Genomic DNA, 21,549 nt, shown 5'->3' with positions numbered 1-21,549 from the left:
GGGTAACTCGGTGCGCCGAGCGTGCCTTCACGGACGACAACGTGCTCTCAGGATGCTGAAGGTGTGCACCGACTGGGCGGCGCCCGCGGATGTGGGGAGCCCCGGCAGAGTTCTTCGGCGGTATTTGGTCGGCGGTGTCTGAGGGCGGCCTGGAGGTTTAGAGGGAGGGTTGAAGCGTGACGGCTCCCCGGAGGGCCTGTCTAGCATCAGGACAGCCAGTGGGATGAAGCGCGGGGCGGAGCGGCACGTGCGAAGTGATCAACTACAAGGATCTCGATAGATGGCGTGGGAACGCCCGGTTCTTGGTGGAGGACGGCTTCACACGCTTCCGATACACACCACCACTGACCGGTCGGAAGGGCGCGTTGAAGCATCAGGCCCAGTTCACGTCACGCACGGCAGCCTGCACAGGTCAGCCATCCGCACGGTTATCGCTGGAGCCCATCGCTGAGCGCGCAGCTTCTTTGAACTGCTCGATCGCAGCATTGGCACGGTCGTACATCTCATCACTCGATGGCAGGTCGGTTCGGGGAGCTGCTCCTCTCATGGCCCGCAACGCTTCGACCGCGGTCGACGCCTGCCACTCCGCAAGGCAACGCTCGACAGCTCTCGCGCTCCGGGCGACGCTGGGCGGACCTTCGAGCTCGATGACAAGAGCAGCCTTGTCGAGATCACGGACGAGCCCTCTGAGCCGATCGGCGTGTCCGGTCGGCAGATCTTCACGCAGCAGGTCCCGTTCGCGGTTGGCACGCCAAATTTCCTGAAACGGTGCAATACATCCGAGGAAGGAAACGTAGGCGTCTCTGCGGATCTGCCTGCGCCAATGCTGGTGCTGTGTCGTTGCCTGCTTGCGGCCGCTCACTATGGCCGACCCGATGGCTCCGCCGGCGCCCACAGCCGCGCCCACTACGGCAGCCACCGCCCCCACCAGCGCCACGCCCCCCGCATCCATCTCCCTATTGTGCTGTTAGCGCACCGCCCCGTGCCGTGCCACAGGCCTGAAATTCGAAGCACGGCGCACGCAGCCGTGACCCTAGGACCGTCGGCGGCGTTGACCGGGGTAGCCAAGGCGCCCGGGCGAGAAGCGGGGACCGAAGCGAGGTCATCTCCTGGCGCGAGTGCGTCCGGGAGAGCGGACGGAGGGCAGGTCGTCGCGCGCATTGTCCGCTTCGAGGGCGCCGGCGGGCATCTGGCGGTAGGTATGGAGGAGTTCGGCTATGACGGCGGGACGGACCTCGGCCGCCGTCACGAGCGCGGCCAGCACCTGGGAACGCGATGTCTGCTCCCCGGCCGCGGCCGCGGCGCGGACCAGGACGTCCAGTCGTGAGTCCACGTCCTCCGGCCAGTCGACCAGCGTCTTGCGTCGTGGACGCTGCCACAGCAATTCCACACGTCCCCCTCGCTGACGCCTATCTATATTGAATATATATTGAGCCCATGCTGACGGTGCTGCAAGAGCGTGCAGAACAACGGGACTTAGAGCGCGGCCCTGCGAGGAAGATCTGTGTGGCAGGCCGCACGCTGGCCCCGACTCCGGTGTTCGATACCTACTGGCGTTTTGCGGCGGCGCGGCAGAGGGTCTACGAGGCGCGCCTTGCCGGGGGAGCGGGACCGTTCACGGACGATCCGATCCTGCAGCGCTACCGCTTCACCAACTGCTTTAGGGCCGCCGACCGGGTCAGCCAGGACCTCATCGGCGGCGTGATCTACCGGGGCGAGCAGACGTGGGAGGAAGTCTTCTTCCGGACCCTGCTGTTCAAGATCTTCAACAAGACCTCGACGTGGCGGCTGCTGAACACCGCGCTGGGAGAGGTGCGGTGGGACACCTACGACTACCGGGCCTTTGACCGGGTGCTCTCCACGGCCTTCACCGCGGGGCAGCGGTTGTACTCGGCCGCCTACATCGTGCCCCCGCCGCAGCTCGGCCAGCAGCGCAAGCACCAGAACCATCTGCGGCTGCTGGAGATGATGATGACCGCAAACGCGCCGCAGCGTGTGCTCTCCGCGCCGACGCTGCAGGACGCCTACCAGGTCCTGCTGGGCTTCCCGGCGATCGGCCCATTCTTGGCCTACCAGTTCGTGATCGACCTCAACTACGCGGCCGAGATGCCATTTTCGGAGATGGACTTCGTCGTCCCCGGGCCCGGGGCTCGCGACGGGATCCGCAAGTGCTTCGGGCCGGCCGCCGACGGCATCGAGGCGGACGTCATCCGCTACATGGCCGACACCCAGGACGAGCACTTCACCCGCCTGGGTCTTTCCTTCGCGGGACTGTGCGGGCGGCCGCTGCAGCTCATCGACTGCCAGAACCTGTTCTGCGAGGTCGACAAGTACGCCCGGGTCGCCCACCCGGACATCGCCGGGATCAGCGGCCGCAGCCGCATCAAGCAGACCTACCGGCAGCAGGCCGATGCGATGCCGGCCTGGTTCCCGCCCAAGTGGCAGCTCAACGGCCCGCCCGGGCACTGACGTTGCCGCAACCACCGCCCGCCGTGCGGACGCCCGTCATGCCGCGAGGCGGCCGGTGCCCGTCAGCAGGGGGCGCAGCTGGGTGATGGGGCCGTCCAGTCGGGCGTGGCCGGCCACCACGGTCAGTGTCCCGCAGGCCAGTTCGGCCTGCCGGGCGACGTAGGCCAGCAGACGGCCCAGGCCGAGGTAGTTGCCGTAGGCGCGCTCGAACATGAAGTGGCTGCGGTACAGGACCGCCGCGTGCACACGCCGGTCACGGTCCAGCTGGAGGGAGATGTGGCTCAGGCAAGGGAAGCCGATGTAGCTGTTGTCCTTGCCGGCCGTGTGCACCAGCAGGTCCGCACCGGCCTCCTCCGCGTCCGTAGCTGTGGCCACGTCGATCTCGTAGGCGGCGGCTATCTTGGTGCCCGCGGTCTGGGCCCGCAGTCGGCTGATGACCGTGCCGAGCTGGTCGACGTCGCTCTTCGACGCCGCAGGGTAGGACACCAGTCGGCCAAAGTATGTGCCGCGGTGGTTCCCCGGATACCGCTTGATCACCGGGTACATCTGCCGGTAGCGCTTGGCAAGGTCATCCGGACCGGCGCACCGTGCCGCCAGGGCCGTGGGGAAGAGCGTGCTGGCCACGGTCTCCAGCGGCCACAGTCCGCGAGCGGTGCGCAGCCGGTCCAGTTCGGCGCGGAACACCGGGTCGTCGCTCGTCGGGTCGGCAATGCGCACCACGGTGTGCAGGCCGGTCCGGTCAGGGTTGTCCTTGCGGTCCAGCTTGTTGCAGGCGGCGACCCAGGCCTGAGTGACGTCGCGTTCGGTCACGGTGAAGGTGTGCATCAGTCCTCCTGACACATGCAGTGTGATCCCGGGGTCCCTGTGCTTACAGGGGCCAGGTGTCGTCGACCCCGGCACGCGGGGCTTCGCGCACCACTGTCAGCCGCAGCGCGGCGTCATGCATCGGCAGCGCGACCTCGATCAGGCCCTGCTCGCCCGGGGGGAGTTCGTCGGTCACCACGGCGCTCGCCAGCGGCGTCGTGCCATCACTGGTCCATCGCTCCAGTCCCTTGGGCAGCACGTCGAAGACTGCGTTGGCCAGGTGCAGCACCAGCACATCGCCCGCGTCGGCGTACACCGTCTGCCCCTCGGAAGCCGTCGTGATCACGTGCACCTGGGCCTGCCCGGGCAGAGAGGCCCCTCCCGCAAGCGAGCTACGCAGACCGGCAGGAGGGATCTTGGCCCACCGGCCGGCTCGGCCGGCATCCAGCAGCCGGAGATTCACCAGGTGACGTACCGTCCCGGCGTACGACGTACCCAGCTCGCGCGCCACCCGGTAGACGTGCTCGGGAGACGACGGGCGGCCGCCACAAATCCTTTCCAGGGCCGCCCGCACCGCCGGCAGAGGCATCAGGAACCACGCCGCGAACGCCTCCGCCGCCTTCTCCTCCTCGGGCCAGCTGCCGTTGCCCCAACGCAACGCGGGATCGAGCTCCTGGTCCGCCGCCGTGCGATGGCCCAGCCGGTGATGCCCCAACTCATGTGCGGCCGTGTGCCGCTGGGTGACCGCGTTCAGCGAGGCATTCAGCATCACGGCCGGCCCCCGATCGGCGGGGGAGAAGTACACGCCGAACAGCCGCGGCATCGGCTGCGCCATCCCGATCACGTCCGCCGCTGCCAGCGCCCGGTGCACGTGAACGTATTGCGTGCGGTCGATGCCCAGGTCGCGGTGTGCCTGGACGGCTGCGATCGACGCGATCCGGTGTGCTAAGCCCCAGTTCACGCCGTCGGACTCCCGCCGTCGGCGTCCTGTTCCTCGCGTTCTGCCGCGCGTCGGAGCGTGAGGTATTCGGCGAACTCCAGCACGGTCTTGGCATCCCCGTCGGTGAGTTGGGCCAGCGCGCGCGGCAGACCCGCCAGCGAGTACTCGCTGGCGTCGGCGTCCTTCTCCTCGGCCAGGAAATAGGCGACCGGCTGCCGGTACAGGCGCGCCAGTTTCTTCAGCTCCAGGCTGTCCACACGCCGCTCGCCGCGCTCGATGTCACTGATGGCCGAACGGGGGATGCCGGTGGAGTCCGAGACGAACTGCTGGGACATGTTCAAGTAGTCGCGGGTCTTCTTCAGTCGTTCACCGAGCCGCACCAGCTCGGGATCGCGGTCACGGGTATCGGAAGGGGGAGGGGTCATGACTGCTGCCTTTCTTCGATCGCGTCCAGGACCGCCGCGGCGAATGCCTGCACCGACCCGGTCGCCTGGGCCGCTTCCCGGTCTGCGGGAATGGCGACCTGGTAGCGCTCCTCGATGCGTGTGAGAATCTCGACCACCAGAAGCGAATCCACGGGCAACTCCCGGCCGCCCTCCTCCAGTTCGGAGCGGAGCTCGTCTGGCGACACGCCCTCATGCTCGGCGAGGAAGCCGATGACGACCGAGGTGATGTCGTCCATGCTTGGTGTGCCTGTGTTCGACAACTCTCCCCAATCGTCTGCATTTCCAACGACGCTGTCGTAGCATACGACACGCTGTCGGGAAAGCCAACGGGGTTGTCCCAAGATCAGACAGGTATGAGTGTGGATTTCAAGCGCTACCAGGAAGCGGCCCTCAAAACCCTCCAGCCGCCGGCGGACGGCACCGATCCCGTCCTCGTCCCCCTCCTCGGCCTCGCCGGTGAAGTCGGATCCCTGACCACCGCCTACAAGAAGTTCCTGCGCGACGGGCCCGCCTTCGAGCAGGGCAAACACCAGTTACGCGAAGAACTCGGCGACGTCCTGTGGTACGTCGCCGCGCTCGCCCATCGCTTCGGACTCGACCTCGACGACGTCGCCGCGGCCAACCTGGAAAAGACCAAGGACCGCTGGCGCCCCACCCCCCGCGACGAGCACACCCCCTTCGACGCCAGCTTTCCCGCCCACGAGCAACTCCCCCGGCAGACCTCACTCACCTTCACGCCCACCAAGACCGACGCCGGCCGCACCGTCATCATCCTCACCCGGGAAGACGGAACCCCCGCCGGTGACCCGCTCACCAGCGCATCCCACGTCGAAGACGACTACCGCTTCCACGACATCTTCCACCTCGCCCACGCCACCGTGCTGGGCTGGTCCCCCGTCACCCGCTTCCTGCTGGGCCGCAAACGCAAAAGCAACCCCCGCACCGACGAAGCCGAAGACGGCGGCCGCGCCATCGCCATCGAAGAAGGCATCTCAGCCCTCGTCTTCTCCTACGCCGCCCGCCACCGCTACCTCGCCGACATCAAGCACATCGACCACGAACTCCTCGCCACCATCGGCCACATGACCGCCCACCTGGAGGCCAGTACCTGCCGCGCCGCGGACTGGGAGCACGCCATCCTCACCGGCTACACCGCCTGGCGCCAGCTGCGCGAGCAGAACGGCGGCGTCGTCCACCTCGACCTTGACCAGCGCACCCTGACCGTCACTCGGAACTGACGGCACGGCAATGGGGAACGCCCCGGTCGAGGGCGTTCCCCACACGAGCGCCGGGCGGCGCGATAGCGCGCGGGCGCTGTCGTTGCCCAGCCGACGGCAGTACAGCCAGCGACGCCCACTCGGACTCGTCAGTTGCGCCCCGGTGAGGTGCAACGGCCAAACAGATCGTCGAAGGAGAACGTGCCAGCGGGGGCACCGGAACGCCCGATGGCCCTCTCTCCGGCTCGCGGCTCCTCAACGATCTTCGTGATCACCGAATCCCAGCAGGGGCGGCACAAGCAGCCGTCTTCTTGCCGGTGCTCCCCGCCAGCACGATCCGCAGCTTCCCGCACGCGCTCGGCCAGCGCATCGAACCTTGCCTGCCTGTAACGACCCGCCGGCATGGGGCGGCACGACCTACTGAGCAGGGGGATTCGCCCTACTGGTGGTCGTGCTGACGCGCGGCCCTGGGTGGCTGCAGCAAACAGGGTGCCTGCGCCAGGGACGGTTTGGGAGTGATCCGTACCTGGCCCCATTGAGCGGGATCCGTCGGGGCCAGGTCGGACGCCGTCGCCGGGCGGCCGCCGCAGGTGACTGCGTAGTGCTCGGCCAGGAGCTGCAACAGCGCTTCGGCGTCGCGTACGCCGTCCTTGTACCCCCACCAGTCGTCGTCTTCGCAGTTTTCGTACCCGTAGTGGCCGTCGCTGCGGCACATCTCCTCGTAGTTGATTTCCTGCTGGAATGAGGTCCGCAGCAGGACAAGGACAGAGTTGGTCCTATCGACCATCACTGCTGCCCGATCCTCCGGGTCCTCCCAGCCGGCGATGACGGCGCGGGCGGCCTGGGCCAGCCGGTCAGCCTCGAACAGGGCGTGGATTTCGGCGGCTTCGATCCGTCCAGCGGTCTCACGGATGAGCTCGTCCGCAGCGACACCCGCCTGGTATGCCCGCAGCAGCCGCCAGCGCAGATCGTCCCGTACGTCGTCGTAGCCGCTGAGAGCTGACTTCAGATACGCCCGGGCTTCCTGCTCGGGGGACGGGGTGTACACGGCAATGACCTTGTCAGGGCTGCCGCCGGAGCCTTCTTCCACGAGCCGGACACGCACATCCATCGGACCATCGCGTACCACGCGCGCGAGATACTGCTCGTCGATGACGGTGTCGAGAGCCTCGTTGAGATCGTCCTGGGCACATTCCTGGACAGTGCCCGGAAGCCACTGACTGTCGTCCTCATACAGCTGCTCGCTGCGGGGGGCCTGCGAGTAGTAGGGATCCATCACCTGGTCGTAGCGCTGCCAGGGGCCGTCCTGGCCGCCGTCATCTCGGAAACGCACTTCCAACCATGTGCGGTACTGCTCCATCAGGCATTCCCTGTTCTGAGGTGGGGCGCGGCACGCCAGTGCGGCGCGCTGCGCCGGGGGGAAGGGAAGAGAGACATGAGGGGGGCGTTGTCCGGCCCGGGGCCTAACGGGCCGCAGCCCCACCGGGGGACCGACCTGATCGGCAGGCAGCACGGCCGGCCTGCGCGCTACCGCGACTCGCGAGGACAGGCTGGGCGGCTGTCCGGGTCCATTCAGTGCTCCTTGAGGAGCGGGGTGCGGCGCAGGAATTGGCTGCGCAGCCCCGTGATGACCGTCTCTGCCTGCTGCTGGGTGGGCAGGACGACCGGGTGGCGCGGCCAGGGGAGGGAGGACCATTCGCGGTGCGCCGCGGCGAGCCGCTGCACTGGGTCGGCTGTGGCGGCCAGCGGGCTATGCCGTGCCCGGTCGGCGGCCTGCCGGAACACTGGGGCCAGCCGGTGGAGTTGCAGCGGGTCGAAGATGAGCAGGTGAGGGGTGGCCGCGTAGGGCGGAGCTGCGACGACGGCGACGTGTCCGACGTAGTCCATGAAGAACAGACGATCGCTCCGCTGGCCCAGTACCCGCCGCATCTCCTGCTGCCAGGGCTGGGAAAGAAGCCACGTCTCCTTGGCTCTTGCCAACTCGGTGCTGTCCTCACTGGCGGCCCCAGCTCGGAAGGCGGGCAGAAGGCCCCAGTACTCCTCTTCTGCTGCGCAGGCTGCCTTTTGCAAGGTCGACACGAACGAGTCGACGGTCTCGGCGGGCAGGGTGAGGACCGTGGGGGTTTTGGTGAGGGGACCAGTTCTAACGATGAGGACGCCTGGCGAGGTTCCGATCTCGGTTGCGTCCGCTACCACGATGGTGGGCGCCTGGCGGGGGCGGGCGGCTTTGGCTTTGCGCTTGGCCACGGGGAGAAGGTTCCTTCGGGGAAGTGGCGGCAGGTCGGCCGCCGACGGGGGCGGGGTGTCTAGCAGAGCGCGGCTGCCGGGGCCTGTCGCGCTGCCGTAAGCGGTGCCTGACATGGAGTGCAACGAGCGGATGATCTGAACGGATGCGTGTCAGATCTGCAGAATCGGATCATCATTGAAGCGGCCCACCAGTTGGCTGTCGAGCAGCTCCTCGGTGATGGCCTCGATGCCGGTCTCGATGGCCTCCTGCGCGGCCTGGCACACCAGGTACGACAGCGGCTTCATGTAGCCGCCGGTACGACGGTGCAGGTGGGCGGCGAGCTTGAGCAGGTCGCCCGGACGGTGCTGGTGCAGGCGCAGGTCCTGATCGAGGGCCTTGACGACCTGGTGGAACAACTCGTAGTCGTCGGCGCTGTAGGGGATCGGGGTGACAGCCAGGGTGGGGATGCCGCCTGCACCGCCGTCGGGCGGTGCGGGTCGTTTGCCGCGCCGGGCCTCGTTGACGATCTCGCGGGCGCCGGGCCCGCAGTAGACGAAGGAGACGTTGCACTCGGCGGCGAGGTAGCCGAAGTAGTCGAAGGCCGTCTTCAGTTCGCAGTTGTCCAGCCGGTCGATGCCGTCGACGAGGACCAGGCGGGTGCCGCGGGTCTTCATGACGTGGCAGACGGGTCCGGTCATGTCGGTGCTGCGCTGGCTGGTCTCGGGGTCTTTGGTGTGCTTGTGGCCCAGGAACTCGGCGAACGGGACCGACATGTCCAGCCTGCTGCTGGGGGCCAGCGGGGTGTTGATGTGGATGACAGGGATCCGTTTGGGGTCGGCGGGCAGCCGGTCGCGGATGAGGCCCTCGTAGGCCCGGCCGATCTGCCGCAGCACCGTGGTCATCCCGGTCTCGCCCGGTCCGTCGACGGCCAGGTGCAGCGGCCCCTCGCTGCGGGGGCCGCCCACCAGCCACAGTCGCCGTGCGACGGCGACCGCTTTCGTCAGTGCCGGTGTCTGCACGGTGCGCATGGTGGCGTGGTAGAGGATGCGTGGGTCGTCGAGCCCGAGAGGGTGTTCCGTTTGCGGGCAGGCTGCCAGGTCGGGCGGGTCGATGACACGGTCGAGCTGGTCCAGCCAGCCCGGGTGGGTCGTCGCCGGCAGGAACCGGCCGGTGGCGTCAGGGGTTTGGGGGAAAGCCATGGCATGCGTCCTTGAAGACAGTCGGCGGTGGCCGGCGCTCGGTACCTGCGCCGGCAACCGCTCACAGACGGGGACTAGGACCGTTCGGCGGATGGGCAGTCGTGGCCGTGGTCATCGCTCGGCTGGGGTGGACCCGACGGGCTGGCCGGCAGCGCGAGACGCATGGCCGGCGCGTACAGCTCGCGCGGGTCGACGTCCATGACGGGCAGGCTGGCCACGCTGTGGTAGGCGGGGGCGGGGATGCCGCGATAGGGGTCCTGCAGCGGCGCCGGTGAGACCTGCATGCCGCGCTCGACGGGGGCCGGCTCCGGTGCGGCGGTGCGGGAGGGGCCGCGGCCGGCGCGCTCCAGCAGGGAGCGCACCAGGCGGGCGATGGCGGTCTCGTCCCGGGTGTGGCCGCCCTTGTCGAGGTGGGCGGCGGTGGCCTGGTCCCAGATGTGTTCGGTCCAGGCGTCGCCGATCAGCCGCTGGTAGACGAATTCGGCTTCCGCCCAGGCGCCGTTGTGGTGGTCTTCGAGCCAGACCTTTTCCGGCTGGTGGGGGTGGTAGCGCACCGGCCACCGCTGTCCCTTGCCCGGCCAGCCGGAGCGGGCGTTGCGGTAGCCGTTCAGGGCGCGGCTGTCGTAGGTGCGGTTGTTCAGGCGGATTCCCTTGTCGGTGACCTGCGCCCAGGCGGTGGGCAGCAGCCGCAGCCGGTCCTCGGCGCTGAGACGCAGGGGGACGTAGCCACTGCTGGCGACGTGGGCGGCGAACATCTGGTTGGGGGTGCGCGGCGGCATGGACGGCAGGAACGGGTTACGCAGTTCGCTGTGCGGGCGCTGCTGCCAGCCCAGGGCGATCCACTGCTGCAGGAAGTCGTTGATCTGGTCGATGCGCCACAGCCGTTCCTTGGCGACGTTCTTGCCGCGGTGGGTGAGGTCCTTGCCGGTGTAGCCGGGCAGGAACTGGCTGAAGAGGCTTTTGATCGAGCCGAAGGTCCGCTCGATGATCGCCTTGTGGGTGGGGGAGTAGGCGCAGGCCGGACGTACGGAGATGCCGAGCTGGGCGCAGGCGTCCATGAAGGCACGCCCGGCGAACACCTTCCCGTTGTCCATGATGATCATCTCCGGGATGATCACCGGCCGGGCGGCCGCGCCCTCCATCCGCTCGTCGGCCTCCACCAGCTGGGCGTAGGGCAGGTCGGATTCCTTGGCGCCCGCCTTGAGCGACCAGTGCGGGCGCATCGGCTGCGGGGTGCACATCTCGGCCAGCAGGAACAGGGCGTCCACGGCCTTGGTGGCCCGCCCGCCGTGACGGCGGGAGGTGGTACCGGTCTTGGTGCCGCTGGACTTGGGCCGGATGACCGCGGCCAGGACCGACCGGCTGGCCACGTCGATGGCCGCGGTCAGCTCCAAGGAGACGATGCGGCCGGTCTCGTCCACGCCCAGCATGTCCAGCGAGGTGGTGTCGATCTGCACCTGCTCGCCCGGCGCCGTGGCCATAGCCAGCGTGAACGGCGGTTCGGGGCGGTGGCTGCCGTCGCCGCGCCGGGCGGCGGCCTGCTTTCCGCAGACGATCCCGAGCCGGTCCAGCAGCCGGTAGAACGTCGCCCGGGAGGGCATCAGCTGCTCCGCCTTCTTCTTGAACTTGCGCACGCATGCCCTCCTGAGCAGCTCAAACAGCCGTGACCTGGTCCCGATGGACTTCTTCTCGTGCCGCTTGTGCACCTTGCGCAGCAGCTTGACGACCTGTTCGTCGACGCGGCCGTGCCGGCTTGGGCCGCGCACCCGCCTCTTGTCGACCAGCCCCCACACGCCCTGTTCCAGCCAGGCCAGCCGCTTGCGTTCCACCGTGGCCGCCGACACCTGGTGATGCGCGGCGCGCAGTTCGGCGGCCTTGGTCGCATACCGGTCCCGCAGGGTGGTGTGCTCGGGGTCGTAGCAGGGGCGCGGAAGCGTGCCCGGGGCGGCGAATCCGGGCAGTCCCGTGTGCACTTCCAGTACATGGTCGAGCCAGAAGTCGACCTCCGTGCGGGCCTCCTTCGTCAGCCCCTCCAGCAGCTCCGCGCCGCCCAAGGGCCGGCGCGCGGACGCCGACGGCGGGGCAGGGCCGTCGTCTGAGGCCGGCGCGTCCAGCACGCGGAAGCCAGGGGAGCGGTGCAGCGTGTCCAGCAGCACGACGGCGTCCTCGCCGTCGGCGTGCTGGCTGAGCAGGTGCACTTTGCTGCCCTGCAGCGCCGTCACCAGATACGTCTCGCCGTGCCAGTGCACGGCGCTGCCCACCGCCACGACCCCGGGCCGGCCCGGTGTGTGCACCGCCATCAGCGCACCCCCTGCGGCGACCACACCAGGGAGCGCGCCGGCACGAACGGGGTGCTCCAGTCGATGAGAAGCTCGCGCATCCAGACCAGATGCAACGCCCGTGCCACCGTGGCCAGTTCGGGCAGGGCACTCGCTGTCACCCCGTCGGTGAACGGGCGCGGCCGGGCGAACACCTGGTGCAGGACGCGCGCGGTGTCCGCATCGGCCAGCCGCGCATGCCGGTAGCGGGCCAGCCGCTGCCGATTCGTGGCCGCGGCCGTGTCATCGGCGCCCGGATGCACCCGCACCTCCCAGCCGGCCTGCTCGCCGGCCGCCTCCAGGAGCCTCGATGCCTCCTCCCCGCCGCCCGCGGCCCGCTGCGAGGTCTGGCACACCAGCAGCCGCGCGCGCCCGTCGGCCAGCCGGGCGAAGAAGTCCGGCACGTACCCCTGCTCACTGTCCGCCCAGGCCAGCCGCACCGGCCAGCCCGTGAACGACACCACCTGCTGATCGAACTCCAAGGACAGCGCCGCCTCCAGGGCACCCAGGGTGGCGCAGCCCGCCAGGCGGGCCTGCCCGGACAGCCGCCACCAGGTGGCGATCGCCCGCCGGCCCCGGTACCGCGTCGGTCTCCACACCTCGGCCCGCTCCTCCAGCCGCTCCTGACGGACCTGCCTCACGGGTCTTTTCAGCAGCCGCCCAGCGGGGGACAGGAACTGCGCCCACACCACCTCAGCCACGTTCAACACCTCTCACAACGCGACAGCACGGATATCGCCCGTGTGATCGATCGGGGCGATGCCGATCACCGTGGCCGCCCACTGCGCCTGGAGAAAGCGATCCGGGTCGAACACCCTCGAACGAGCGAGCGCGCGCCGCGCCCGCGCGCCGTTCGATCACACGGGCGAACCGGCCGTTGTGCCAGGTGAACCCGTACCGACAAGGCCGGGAAAGGGGGGCGCAGGACAACATCCGGCGCGCGCCTCGCTCGAACGGAGCAGATCTCCGGCCCACTTCCGCGGCATCTGTGCAGGTCGGCGTCCAACGGAACGTTCTTGCGTGTGACGCATGTCCTTTGCGGATTCCTGCATGCTGCGCTGCCAAGCGCATCTGCAGTGACCAGCAGTGCCGCATCCGGACCAAGCACCAGTGGGGGAGCCGACCCAACCGTGGACGGACTGTTCGACCTCGACGCCATCTCAGAGCCCGGGCAGCCGCCCGGCGGCCTGCCCCTGCCAGCGCAACGGCGCAGACTGCGCTGCCAGTCCGGACTCTCCCTGCATCAGATCGCCGACGCCTGCGGCGTGAGCGAGGACACCGTCCGCGCCTGGGAACAGGGCCGTACCACCCCACGCGGCGACACCGCGGCCATCTACAGCCATCTGCTGGCTGCCCTGGAAGCCCGGCAGGAAGGTACTGCCGGGCCTCACCCCCAGCCGGCCCAGGCACCCGACTGGGCCGCGCTGGGCGTTCTCCGGCACGAGATCCCCACCCAGGCGGCAGCCCACGCACCGTGCCGCCGCTGCCAGCAGCCCACGCAACACCGTGTCGGCGGCCACCCCCAGCACCTGGGCACCAGATGCCCCGCACCCGACACCGACCGGGCCCTGCCGGCCTCACCCGCATCCCGGCCAACGCCTGCATGGCCAGGAGCCAGCACTCCTGCGCCACCGCAGCAGCAGCGGCAACCGCTCGAGGCCCGCCCCACGGTGCGGCTGGCCTATCCGCCGATCAAGGCCAGAGGCATGTCCGACGGCCCCCTGACCGTCCTCGAAGCCGGCCCGTCGGGGCTGATCGCCCACCTCGCCGACGGCCGCACCCGAACCTGTCCCGCCGATGACCTGCACGGGCTGCTGGCCTGGGCAGTGAACACCCCGCTCGGCGCCGCCCCCGTCCGCCGCGAATCCCTGCCACCCGGCCCGCTGCTGGTGCTCACCGCCACCGCCCGCGCCCGCCTGACGCTGCCCGCCGGCCTACCCGACCTGCCCGCACGGCATCCGCGCAGCGACCACCCGCTGCTGCAGCAGGCCCGCACGATCGGCTGGCAGACCGACGCCGACGGCCTGGGCCCCTGGACGCGGCTGCACCCCAGCGCCGGTGACCCCGCCTGCGACAGCATCCACCTCGCCATCACCGACTGGGGCGCCCTGCACCACGACGCCTGGAACCTGCCCGAACGGCTCACCCCCGGCGAACTCGCCGCCACCCTTGGCCAGTACGCCTCGCTCGTGCGCACTCCACTGGGCCCCCCGGGCGCCTGCGGCCACCAGCTCATGCGCGACCTGCGCCCGCCCGCCCACCGCCACACCGCCACCGGCGCCCAGCTGACCGCGGGCGTGCGCGGAGCCCTGACGATGCCCGTCGACCCGGCCCCCTGCGAGGCCCCGCCCGGACACCAACTGGCCAGCCACCGCGCCGAGCAAGACGCCCTCGCCGACGCCGACATCGACTGGTGGCGCCATCCCGCCCCCGACGAAGCCGACCGCGCATACGTGGTGTGCCTGGCGGTGAACCTGCTCCACCTCGCCGGCAGCAACGAGATCCGAGTCGCCGACGGGCCGGCCCACCACGTCCACCACCCGCCCTTCGACCCCAAACGACCCGGCAGCTGGCTCGTCGACCTCTCCGCCGTCCCCCAACACCCCCTGCTGCCCCCGGCCTTCGCCGACACCGGCCTCGCCTGGCACACCACACCCGCTGTCGCCTACGCCGCCCTACGGATGGGCGCAGCACAGCTACAACCCGTCCAGGGCTGGCTGCGCCCCGGGCCGACCGGCCCCTACCTGGCCCCCTGGTACGACCACCTGCGCTTGGCCCGCCTGACCGTCCTGGAACGCCTCGGCATCACCGCCACCCTGGAGATCCCCGGCCTTCTGGCCGCCCTCACCGACCTGCCTCGGGCCGACCCTCTGCAGCGGTCCCTGCTGCACGTCCTGCACACCACCGCCCAGGACGCCTTCGAGGCCCTGGCCCAGCCGCCCGCCCAGCCCGACCAGGCCGCACTGGCCGCCTGGCCAAGCCCCAAAGAGCCCTCCTGGCGTCCCGACCTGCGCGCCGCAGCCGTCGCCAACGCTCGCGCCAACCTCCACCGCAAGCTCGCCCGAACATCCCGCAGCGGCTACTGGCCCCTCGCGGTCGCCGGCGGCCACATCGTCTACGCCACCCGCACCCCGCACCTGACCGAGATCACCGACACCCCTTACAGCGACTTCCGGATCGGCATCTCGCCCGGCCACGTCCTTCCCGTCGCGGTGCGCCCGCTGCACTGGTACACGGCCCGCTGCGCCGAGGGCACCAACCCCGCCCAGCTGTTGAAGGACACCTGCCTGTCATGGTGAGCGCCCAGCCTGCCCACGGCGCCCCGTGCCCGCACCGGGCGGGCGCCTCCTTCTCACTCCGCGGCAGACACCGGCCGGCCCAGCCGCCAGTCAAGGCACGAGGCGTCCTCCAGCGCCCCTCGTTCCGGCAGGCCGCGATGCGGGTCCATCACCGGCAGACGCTCCCTCCGGTAGCCGGGCGGCGGCGCCGGCTGGGCCAGCCGGTCCACCACCGGTGCGGTGATGCGATGCTGCAGCGTCCACTGGCGCAGCATCCGGTAGCCACCGTGCTCCATCGGGCCGGGCATACCCAACCGCTCGCCCACGAAGGCGATCCAGCGCTTCGAAACCCAGCCCGGTGCACCGCCTGCGAACTCCCGGCCCCAGTGCCGCTGGCGCTCGTACGCAGCCATGGCCTCGGCCACGATGACGGCCTCCGGGTAGACGACCAGCGGCACCGCCCACCGCTGCCGCCCCGTGCCCAGCACCGCCTCCCGGTCGGCCCAGAGCGTGTCCGAGCCCATCTGACGAACCTGCCACCAGGCCGCGGCCACCTGCAGCGCATCGGCCAGCAGCGCCCGCGCGTACGGTCCCACCCGCCGCTGCAGCCGCACCCGGCGCCGATGCGCCCGCACCACCTCCTCAAGCCCGGCCAGAGAGACCTGGGCCGGGCCACCGTCGCCAGGGCTGCGCAGCCACCGGCCGTGGCGCACGCACACCTGCCACGGATCGCCGCCGGCCAGCACCACCGGGGTCACGAGGTCATCGTGCCGGGTCAGGCACGCCGCGCACGGCTCGAGCGGCGTCCATTGCCCGGGCCAGGGCTCCACCCGCACCGACGGGCGGCGGCCGCCACCGGTGCCGGCGGCCAGCGTGGGCAGAGCGCGGCACAGCTCCCGCGGCGTGCGCCAGGCCATCACCGCCAGCCGCGCGGCGGCCTGTTCACCAAGGAACACCTCCTGCGCCCACGGATCCAGCTCCCCAGGCGGCCGGTGCGCTCCCGCCTCCCGCAGCACCTCCTTCACAGGCAGCTCGTTGAGGTGGGCCAGCCGCCGGATGAAGGAGGCCGCCGCCTCACCCGGCACCGGCTGCACCCCTACGAGTTTCGGCACCGCCTCCGTGTCCATGCCCGCCTTCCACACCCCCGGACCGGGCCCCCGCCTGGCCCCTTCACCGCGGACAACGACCAGCCCCGACCCCGGTAACCCCCGGCAGGAGACCACCCCCACCGTGCCGCTGCCTAACACCTCCATCGCCCACGCGCTCGACCTGGCCGACGCCCGGCACTGGACACGACAACCCCCCAAGCGCCCCGCCACACGCCTGCGTCACCTTCTGCGCCAGACCACCCCCAGCGCCCTGGCGCTACGCCTGTTCGCCTATCCCCACACTCTCACCAGATGGGCCGAGGGCGACCTCGACGGCCTCACACCCGCCCAGGCCACCCTCATAGAGCGCGAGATCTACCGCACCTGGCAGCCGGAGGTCCGCCGCCGCGCGCACCAGCAGATCCTCGACCACGGCGGCTGCGTGACCGCCCAACTCCACGCCCGTTTCGCCTACACCACCCGCAGTGGCGAATTCCACGACCCCCGCCTGCTGAACGTGATCGAGGACCTTCCCGCCCTCCACGCCCGCCATCTCTTCGACGCCCGCCATCGCGACGCCGCAGATGACGAGCTGCGCCGCATCCTCGCCGACGGCATCGGCGAAGCCTACTTCTTCTGTGCCCTGCCTCCAGATCAGCAGCAGGCCGCCCTGACCATCAGTGACCTGCACCTCATCCACTTCCACTACTGACCTTTCCCGGAGCCCTCCCGTGACCCTCATCTACGCCTTCCAGGACATCAGCGGACGCTGGCACGGCGATCCTGACACCGTGCTGCTCAACACCAGCGAAGAACCTGGCCGCGGAACTCTCACCTACCAGCCCGTGCCCGGCACTCCCGAAGCTCATAGCCCCTTCGCCGGGCAGCAGCTGACCGTCCTGTACGGCGTCACCGACCTCGACCCAGGCCCCGTCACCTACCAACTCGACACCGGCGGCCACTTCCAGGCCACCTGGCATGTCCACACCCTCCTCGCTCTGCCCATGGGCACCGCCCCTCTGCCTGCCTCGCCCGAGGCGCCGGCGTCAACCGCCCCCGCACCGATGCCTTGCCTGGAGTCCGCCTTTACTGAAGCCGGCCGCCGCTACGTCCTGACCGGAACCCGATGCGACAATGGACAGCTCACCCTGGAAGTCACCATCAGCAGCAGGCAGGGCGCCGTCCAAGGAGACCTCTGCGGCGCAGTCACCGATGACGACATCGAACCCCTGGCACGCCTTTTGGACGCCGCCGCCCGCACCCTCGCTAGCTCTGCGCGCATCCCGCCGCCCCGCCAGGGCACCGCATGGGCACCGGCGGACAGTGCCCGACTCGCGTCCCGCTTCCGCCAGGAACGCGACTTCGGCGTCCTGTCCGCAGAGTTCGGCTGCACCCGTGGCTCCATCTACCAAGAACTCCAACGCCAAGGGCTGATCCGCACACCGGGTTCCGAGCACACCACGCCCGCCAACCGACCCCTCTCCGAGGCCATGCAGCAACGACGCATGGTCCACCGCAACTCCCACATTCGCTGGAATGACGAAGAGGAACGACAACTGGCCCGGCGTTGCGCCGAAGGGGTGCTGACCCCTGAACTCAGCACAGAGTTCGGCCGTAGCGAGCAGGCCATCGAAAGCCGGCTGCTGAAGATCGCAGCGGTGGGACCTGCGGCTGACGAAGCCCGACTCAACGCCCTCTGACTCCAGCTATGCAAGCCCGATCAGATATCTGATCGGGCTTGCATAGATAGGCGGTGAATCGCTAACGTCCACCACGACGCCGATCGAGGAGAGGCTCATGGCCGTGCTGTTGACCACGGGGCAGGCCGCCGCCGAACTGGACTGCGCCATCACCACCCTGCGCCGCCTCATCCGTGCCAATGTCCTGCCCGGACTGACCCACCGCGGCGTCCGCGTCATGATCCCTCTGCACGTCGTCCAAGCACTCCACCAACGCGCGCACGCCCCCCTGCACCGCCTCAACACCACCGAAATCGCCGTCCTGCGCGTCGACGCAGCACGCCGCGTCGACGAGGCCGACCGAGCATGGATCGGCTACGCCCCCCACCTCGGCGCCGACAACCTCCTCAAAAGCCTGCGCGGCTGGTGGCGCTGCGACCCCGACAGCATTACCGCCGCAGGCATACTTCCCGTCACCCTCTCCGGCTACGTCGTGGCAGTCCTGACCGGCCTGGACACCTGGCAACGCAACGACAAAGGCCGCTACGCCTTCCCCGACGCCCGCCTGGCCGGCTACATCACCGACCTCGCCGCCCCCACCATGGAACTGCCCTCCGCCCGACAAGACGACCGCGCCCTGGCCACCCCACTGCTCGGAACCAGACTTCAATCCCACTCCGGCGGAGCCATCGCCTACGTCACCCCGACACCACCAGCTGACGACGGCCACGAGGAACCCTGATGGACGCACAGACCTACACCGACGGCCTCGCCAAGCTGCGCACACTGCGCGACGACATCAAGAAAACCGCCGCCGCACTGACCCGGATGGAAACGCAACGGGACAAGGCCGTCACAAGCCTGGCCGCCCACAACAAGGCCACAGCCGAGCGGATCGCCCCCGCCGCCGGGCTCAGCATCGCCGAAGTCGTCGCCCTCGCACCCCAGCTCGCCCCCCAGGACATCGCCACCACCCCCGACCCGCACCCGGCCCCCCAAGCCGCCGAGCAGTGCCCCTCGGCCCCCCAACCCGCCACCCCCACACCGGACCCCACACCTCCTGCGCCGCTCAAGCAGCCAGCCGATCCCGGCACACCCCGCGAACTTCCCTCCCTGCCCGCAGAGACCGACAACCGACGCTGGCTCACCCCCACCCCGGGCCTGGCCTCCCAGTACCCCAACTTCATCCAGCAGGCCCGACCCACCGTCTTCCTGGACACCGCCACCGGGATCCTCGTCCACCGCGACCAGACCGTCCGCCTCGACCTGGGTGACCGGTCGGCCGCAGCCATCCTGACCGCCGTCTTCCACACTGTCCCCGACAGCGTCCAGCGCATCTACATCACCGCCGGTGCCCCTTGGCACCGCGACGCCGACCGCTACCCCTACCTCAAAGATGCCGTCGCCGCCTGGCTGAACGCACCCACTCCCGGCTGGCGCACCGACACCGGCCGCGGCCGCGACCGGATGGCCGGACATTTCGTCCACGCCCGCAACCCCGTCGCCCGCTACCAACGCGACAACGGCGACCACCACGTCGAAATCCGCAGCGTGGGGGAGTGGTTCGACCTCGATGACACGGACCATCCCGGCATCGTCCGCGACGCCTTCCGCCTGCTGTGGGAGGAACTGCGCCGCCACTTCAGCGACGCCGTCATCATGGGCTCACCCTCCCAGACCGGCCGCGACCTGTGGACCCGCACCATCCCGCGCAAAGGCAAACACGCCGACGGCTTCCCCGTGCTGTCCGAGGAACTGCGCGGACTGCTCCACGCCACCGCAGGACAGGGACGCAACGAACTCATCACCCCACCCCGCGTTCCCGAGCAACTGCCCGCACTGATCGAATACGACCGCACTTTCGCCTACGCCAAACACACCTGGAAGTCCCCGATCGGCGCACCCCGCCGCGTCACCGGCACCACCTTCGCCTCCTGGTCGGCAAAAGAACAGCACGACGCCCTCTACGGCTGCGGCCACTGGCACATCCGCGTCACCGTGCCCGACGGCTGGAACCACATCGGCCTCCTGCCCGCCCCCGCCCCCGGCGAGCGCGCCTGGCACTACCCCCACACACCCGGAACCACCTTCACCACCTGGGCCGGAGGACCCGAAGTCCACGCCGCCCTCACCAATCCCATCCAGCCGTGGAAAGTAGAAATCCTCGACGGCATCCTCTGGGAAGCAGGCAAACCCCTCGACGAATGGTCCAAAAAACTCAAAGAAGCTTGGACCAGCCTCTCCGCCCAAGCCCACTTCCACGGTGACGCCCAGCAGGCCCGCGCCGCCCACCTCGCCTCCCGCGCGGTGCGCTCCATCCTGCTCTACGGCATCGGCTCCTTCGCCCAACGTCCCCGCATGGTCACCGGCACCACCCCCCGCACCATGGAACGAGACGTCCCGCCAGACGCTGAAATCATCGGCTTCGACGACGAACTGATCACCTGGCAACGCCCCACCGGCTTCGCCCGCGACCCCAACGCCCACCCAGAATGGGCCGCTGCCATCTGGTCCGCAGCCCGCGCCGCCCTGCTCACCCAGTACCACCGCGACGACGACACCTACGCCGGAGCCCTGCACACACCTCCAGGCACCGTCGTCGCCTTTCGCACCGACGCCGTCTACCTCACCACACCGCAGAACTGGCCCTACCGCCACCGGCCCGGCGACTACCTCATGAAGGGCCACCTCCCCGGCCCCGTCGAAGCCCCCACCGACGAAGAACAACTCCTGACACTGCGCGACGCCGGCCGCCAGGCCCCGAACAGCACACCGGAAGAGACCTGATGCCGCCCCGCCGCCGACCCGCCCCCCAGAACGCACTCAACGAAGCTGCCCAACTCGCCGACCGAATCCAGCAAGCCGGTTACACCAAACGCGACATCGCCCGCATCATCAACCGCGACCCCTCCCTGGTCTCGCAGTTCTACACCAAGAACAAAGGCGCCGCCTTCGTCACCGCACTACGCGAAGTCCTCACCGCCATCGAAACCGCAGGCATCACCGAACTGCCCGAACTCGCCGCCATCGCAGCCCGCCACACCCAAAGGCGCACCACCACCTCCGGCTCCCGCGCCCGGGTCCGCGGCAAAGCCGTCCTCATCACACCCAGCGGATCCGGCACCGGCCGAGCCGGCGCCCAAGCCATCGCCTCCGGCTCCGCCCGCCTGCGCCCACTGATCGCCGAGGCCGCCCGCCGCGGTCTGCGCCTGGCCTTCACCGTCCGCCTGGCCAAGACCGGCTACCTGCTCCCCTCCGGCAGCCGCACCGACTCACCCGGCATCCGCCGCGACGTCATCCAACGCGCCGACCACACTGAAGAGCGCTCCTACGGATCCGCCCAGACCGGCGGCTTCGACGCCGCCGACTTCGCTCGCCGCGTCAACGCCGCAGCCGGCGACGTCACCGCAGCCGTCCACCAATGGCTCGTGGAAACCGGGCGCATCCGCGCGGACGCCCACATCCTCCACCTCGAAATCCGCACCTGGCGCCCCGCCAACCGACCCCGAGACACCGCACCGGGCCCCATCCGGGCGTGACCTAGTGCGGACGCACCCTGGCACGGACAGCGGTAGGTTAAACGCCATGGTGTTGTCGTCGGGGGAACGAGTACAGGCCGCGATCGCCGCACTCGTGCGGATGACAGGGGAAACGCAAGCCGACCTCGCCGCCGCGCTCGGAATGAGCCAAGCACAGGTCAGCCGACGCCAATCCGGCACGGCAGCATGGCCCCTGAAGGACTGCGACCGCGTGGCAGCGCACTACGCCATCGATGTACTCGACCTCATCGCCGGGCCCACCCGCGCATGCGAACGCCTCCCACCAACCCGCCGACGTACCCCGCAGCGCCAGTAGATACTGCTCAGCTGAGACGCCCGGCATCC

At 69.8% G+C, this 21,549-nt stretch carries 20 protein-coding genes; 8 read left to right on the top strand and 12 right to left on the bottom strand.

Annotated elements, in window-relative coordinates; genetic code table 11:
• Positions 1–412: 412 nt before the first annotated feature.
• Both ABZ192_RS29045 and ABZ192_RS29040 read right to left on the bottom strand, forming a co-directional pair.
• Positions 413–952, bottom strand: a complete 540-nt coding sequence (locus ABZ192_RS29045) for a hypothetical protein (protein WP_356927436.1) — start codon at positions 950–952, stop codon at positions 413–415.
• Between the two features lie 150 nt (positions 953–1,102).
• Positions 1,103–1,390, bottom strand: a complete 288-nt coding sequence (locus tag ABZ192_RS29040; protein WP_356927435.1) for a hypothetical protein — start codon at positions 1,388–1,390, stop codon at positions 1,103–1,105.
• A gap of 47 nt (positions 1,391–1,437) precedes the next feature.
• Between ABZ192_RS29040 and ABZ192_RS29035 the strand changes: the two genes are divergently transcribed.
• Positions 1,438–2,469, top strand: coding sequence for a nucleotide kinase domain-containing protein (locus tag ABZ192_RS29035; RefSeq protein WP_356927434.1), 1,032 nt, complete (start codon positions 1,438–1,440; stop codon positions 2,467–2,469).
• Between the two features lie 36 nt (positions 2,470–2,505).
• Here the strand turns inward: ABZ192_RS29035 and ABZ192_RS29030 are convergent, their stop codons facing one another.
• Genes ABZ192_RS29030 through ABZ192_RS29015 form a run of 4 tightly spaced genes read right to left on the bottom strand, consistent with a single transcriptional unit; the run spans position 2,506 to position 4,895 of the window.
• Positions 2,506–3,294, bottom strand: coding sequence for a hypothetical protein (locus ABZ192_RS29030; protein WP_356927433.1), 789 nt, complete (start codon positions 3,292–3,294; stop codon positions 2,506–2,508).
• A 43-nt stretch (positions 3,295–3,337) separates the two neighbouring features.
• Complete coding sequence (locus ABZ192_RS29025; protein ID WP_356927432.1) at positions 3,338–4,234, bottom strand: ImmA/IrrE family metallo-endopeptidase; 897 nt, start codon at positions 4,232–4,234, stop codon at positions 3,338–3,340.
• Positions 4,231–4,638 carry a helix-turn-helix transcriptional regulator gene (locus ABZ192_RS29020; protein WP_356927431.1) on the bottom strand — a complete coding sequence of 136 codons (408 nt, stop codon included), beginning with the start codon at positions 4,636–4,638 and terminating at the stop codon, positions 4,231–4,233. Before ABZ192_RS29020 ends, ABZ192_RS29025 begins: the two co-directional genes overlap by 4 nt.
• On the bottom strand, positions 4,635–4,895 hold the full coding sequence (locus ABZ192_RS29015) for a phosphopantetheine-binding protein (RefSeq protein ID WP_356927430.1): 261 nt from the start codon (positions 4,893–4,895) through the stop codon (positions 4,635–4,637). The genes ABZ192_RS29020 and ABZ192_RS29015 overlap by 4 nt, the downstream gene beginning before the upstream one ends.
• Positions 4,896–5,012: 117 nt before the next feature.
• On the opposite strand from ABZ192_RS29015, the gene ABZ192_RS29010 reads away from it, so the two are divergent.
• Positions 5,013–5,897 carry a nucleoside triphosphate pyrophosphohydrolase family protein gene (locus tag ABZ192_RS29010; RefSeq protein WP_356927429.1) on the top strand — a complete coding sequence of 295 codons (885 nt, stop codon included), beginning with the start codon at positions 5,013–5,015 and terminating at the stop codon, positions 5,895–5,897.
• 418 nt (positions 5,898–6,315) lie between these two features.
• On the opposite strand, the gene ABZ192_RS29005 is transcribed toward ABZ192_RS29010, so the two are convergent.
• From ABZ192_RS29005 to ABZ192_RS28985, 5 genes are all read right to left on the bottom strand, one after another.
• Positions 6,316–7,236, bottom strand: a complete 921-nt coding sequence (locus ABZ192_RS29005) for a hypothetical protein (protein WP_356927428.1) — start codon at positions 7,234–7,236, stop codon at positions 6,316–6,318.
• Between the two features lie 212 nt (positions 7,237–7,448).
• The gene (locus tag ABZ192_RS29000; protein WP_356927427.1) at positions 7,449–8,123 is read right to left on the bottom strand and encodes a hypothetical protein; all 675 of its coding nucleotides are present in this window, start codon (positions 8,121–8,123) and stop codon (positions 7,449–7,451) included.
• Between the two features lie 150 nt (positions 8,124–8,273).
• Entirely contained in the window at positions 8,274–9,302 is a 1,029-nt protein-coding gene (locus ABZ192_RS28995; RefSeq protein WP_356927426.1) for an ATP/GTP-binding protein, read from the bottom strand.
• 74 nt (positions 9,303–9,376) lie between these two features.
• Positions 9,377–11,602, bottom strand: coding sequence for a Mu transposase C-terminal domain-containing protein (locus ABZ192_RS28990; protein ID WP_356927425.1), 2,226 nt, complete (start codon positions 11,600–11,602; stop codon positions 9,377–9,379).
• Positions 11,602–12,321 carry a hypothetical protein gene (locus ABZ192_RS28985; protein ID WP_356927424.1) on the bottom strand — a complete coding sequence of 240 codons (720 nt, stop codon included), beginning with the start codon at positions 12,319–12,321 and terminating at the stop codon, positions 11,602–11,604. The genes ABZ192_RS28990 and ABZ192_RS28985 overlap by 1 nt, the downstream gene beginning before the upstream one ends.
• 429 nt (positions 12,322–12,750) lie before the next feature.
• Here ABZ192_RS28985 and ABZ192_RS28980 point away from each other — a divergent pair, with 429 nt between their 5' ends.
• A complete protein-coding gene (locus tag ABZ192_RS28980) occupies positions 12,751–14,919 on the top strand; it encodes a helix-turn-helix transcriptional regulator (protein WP_356927423.1) in 2,169 nt (722 codons plus the stop codon).
• A 53-nt stretch (positions 14,920–14,972) separates the two neighbouring features.
• On the opposite strand, the gene ABZ192_RS28975 is transcribed toward ABZ192_RS28980, so the two are convergent.
• Positions 14,973–16,025: a TniQ family protein gene (locus tag ABZ192_RS28975; RefSeq protein ID WP_356927422.1), complete on the bottom strand. Its 1,053-nt coding sequence runs from the start codon at positions 16,023–16,025 to the stop codon at positions 14,973–14,975.
• A gap of 103 nt (positions 16,026–16,128) precedes the next feature.
• On the opposite strand from ABZ192_RS28975, the gene ABZ192_RS28970 reads away from it, so the two are divergent.
• The 5 genes from ABZ192_RS28970 (at position 16,129) to ABZ192_RS28950 (ending at position 21,204) form a co-directional block, all read left to right on the top strand.
• Entirely contained in the window at positions 16,129–16,698 is a 570-nt protein-coding gene (locus ABZ192_RS28970; RefSeq protein ID WP_356927421.1) for a hypothetical protein, read from the top strand.
• 19 nt (positions 16,699–16,717) lie between these two features.
• Positions 16,718–17,686, top strand: a complete 969-nt coding sequence (locus ABZ192_RS28965; protein ID WP_356927420.1) for a hypothetical protein — start codon at positions 16,718–16,720, stop codon at positions 17,684–17,686.
• A gap of 97 nt (positions 17,687–17,783) precedes the next feature.
• Positions 17,784–18,407 carry a DNA-binding protein gene (locus tag ABZ192_RS28960; protein WP_356927419.1) on the top strand — a complete coding sequence of 208 codons (624 nt, stop codon included), beginning with the start codon at positions 17,784–17,786 and terminating at the stop codon, positions 18,405–18,407.
• On the top strand, positions 18,407–20,452 hold the full coding sequence (locus ABZ192_RS28955) for a hypothetical protein (RefSeq protein WP_356927418.1): 2,046 nt from the start codon (positions 18,407–18,409) through the stop codon (positions 20,450–20,452). The genes ABZ192_RS28960 and ABZ192_RS28955 overlap by 1 nt, the downstream gene beginning before the upstream one ends.
• Positions 20,452–21,204 (top strand): helix-turn-helix domain containing protein, encoded by a 753-nt coding sequence (locus tag ABZ192_RS28950; protein ID WP_356927417.1) that lies wholly within the window; start codon positions 20,452–20,454, stop codon positions 21,202–21,204. The genes ABZ192_RS28955 and ABZ192_RS28950 overlap by 1 nt, the downstream gene beginning before the upstream one ends.
• Positions 21,205–21,549 lie beyond the last annotated feature (345 nt).

The organism is Streptomyces sp. NPDC006235, assembly GCF_040613735.1.
Classification (GTDB): domain Bacteria; phylum Actinomycetota; class Actinomycetes; order Streptomycetales; family Streptomycetaceae; genus Streptomyces.
This window is presented reverse-complemented; position numbering and strand designations above follow the sequence as displayed.

Excerpts from the sequence above, each read along its gene's own strand:
- ABZ192_RS29045 (WP_356927436.1), bottom strand. The coding sequence starts at position 952 with ATGGATGCGGGGGGCGTGGCGCTGGTGGGGGCGGTGGCTGCCGTAGTG.
- ABZ192_RS29035 (WP_356927434.1), top strand. The coding sequence starts at position 1,438 with ATGCTGACGGTGCTGCAAGAGCGTGCAGAACAACGGGACTTAGAGCGC.
- ABZ192_RS29030 (WP_356927433.1), bottom strand. The coding sequence starts at position 3,294 with ATGCACACCTTCACCGTGACCGAACGCGACGTCACTCAGGCCTGGGTC.
- ABZ192_RS29020 (WP_356927431.1), bottom strand. The coding sequence starts at position 4,638 with ATGACCCCTCCCCCTTCCGATACCCGTGACCGCGATCCCGAGCTGGTG.
- ABZ192_RS29015 (WP_356927430.1), bottom strand. The coding sequence starts at position 4,895 with ATGGACGACATCACCTCGGTCGTCATCGGCTTCCTCGCCGAGCATGAG.
- ABZ192_RS29010 (WP_356927429.1), top strand. The coding sequence starts at position 5,013 with ATGAGTGTGGATTTCAAGCGCTACCAGGAAGCGGCCCTCAAAACCCTC.
- ABZ192_RS29005 (WP_356927428.1), bottom strand. The coding sequence starts at position 7,236 with ATGGAGCAGTACCGCACATGGTTGGAAGTGCGTTTCCGAGATGACGGC.
- ABZ192_RS28995 (WP_356927426.1), bottom strand. The coding sequence starts at position 9,302 with ATGGCTTTCCCCCAAACCCCTGACGCCACCGGCCGGTTCCTGCCGGCG.
- ABZ192_RS28990 (WP_356927425.1), bottom strand. The coding sequence starts at position 11,602 with ATGGCGGTGCACACACCGGGCCGGCCCGGGGTCGTGGCGGTGGGCAGC.
- ABZ192_RS28975 (WP_356927422.1), bottom strand. The coding sequence starts at position 16,025 with ATGGACACGGAGGCGGTGCCGAAACTCGTAGGGGTGCAGCCGGTGCCG.
- ABZ192_RS28960 (WP_356927419.1), top strand. The coding sequence starts at position 17,784 with ATGGCCGTGCTGTTGACCACGGGGCAGGCCGCCGCCGAACTGGACTGC.
- ABZ192_RS28955 (WP_356927418.1), top strand. The coding sequence starts at position 18,407 with ATGGACGCACAGACCTACACCGACGGCCTCGCCAAGCTGCGCACACTG.
- ABZ192_RS28950 (WP_356927417.1), top strand. The coding sequence starts at position 20,452 with ATGCCGCCCCGCCGCCGACCCGCCCCCCAGAACGCACTCAACGAAGCT.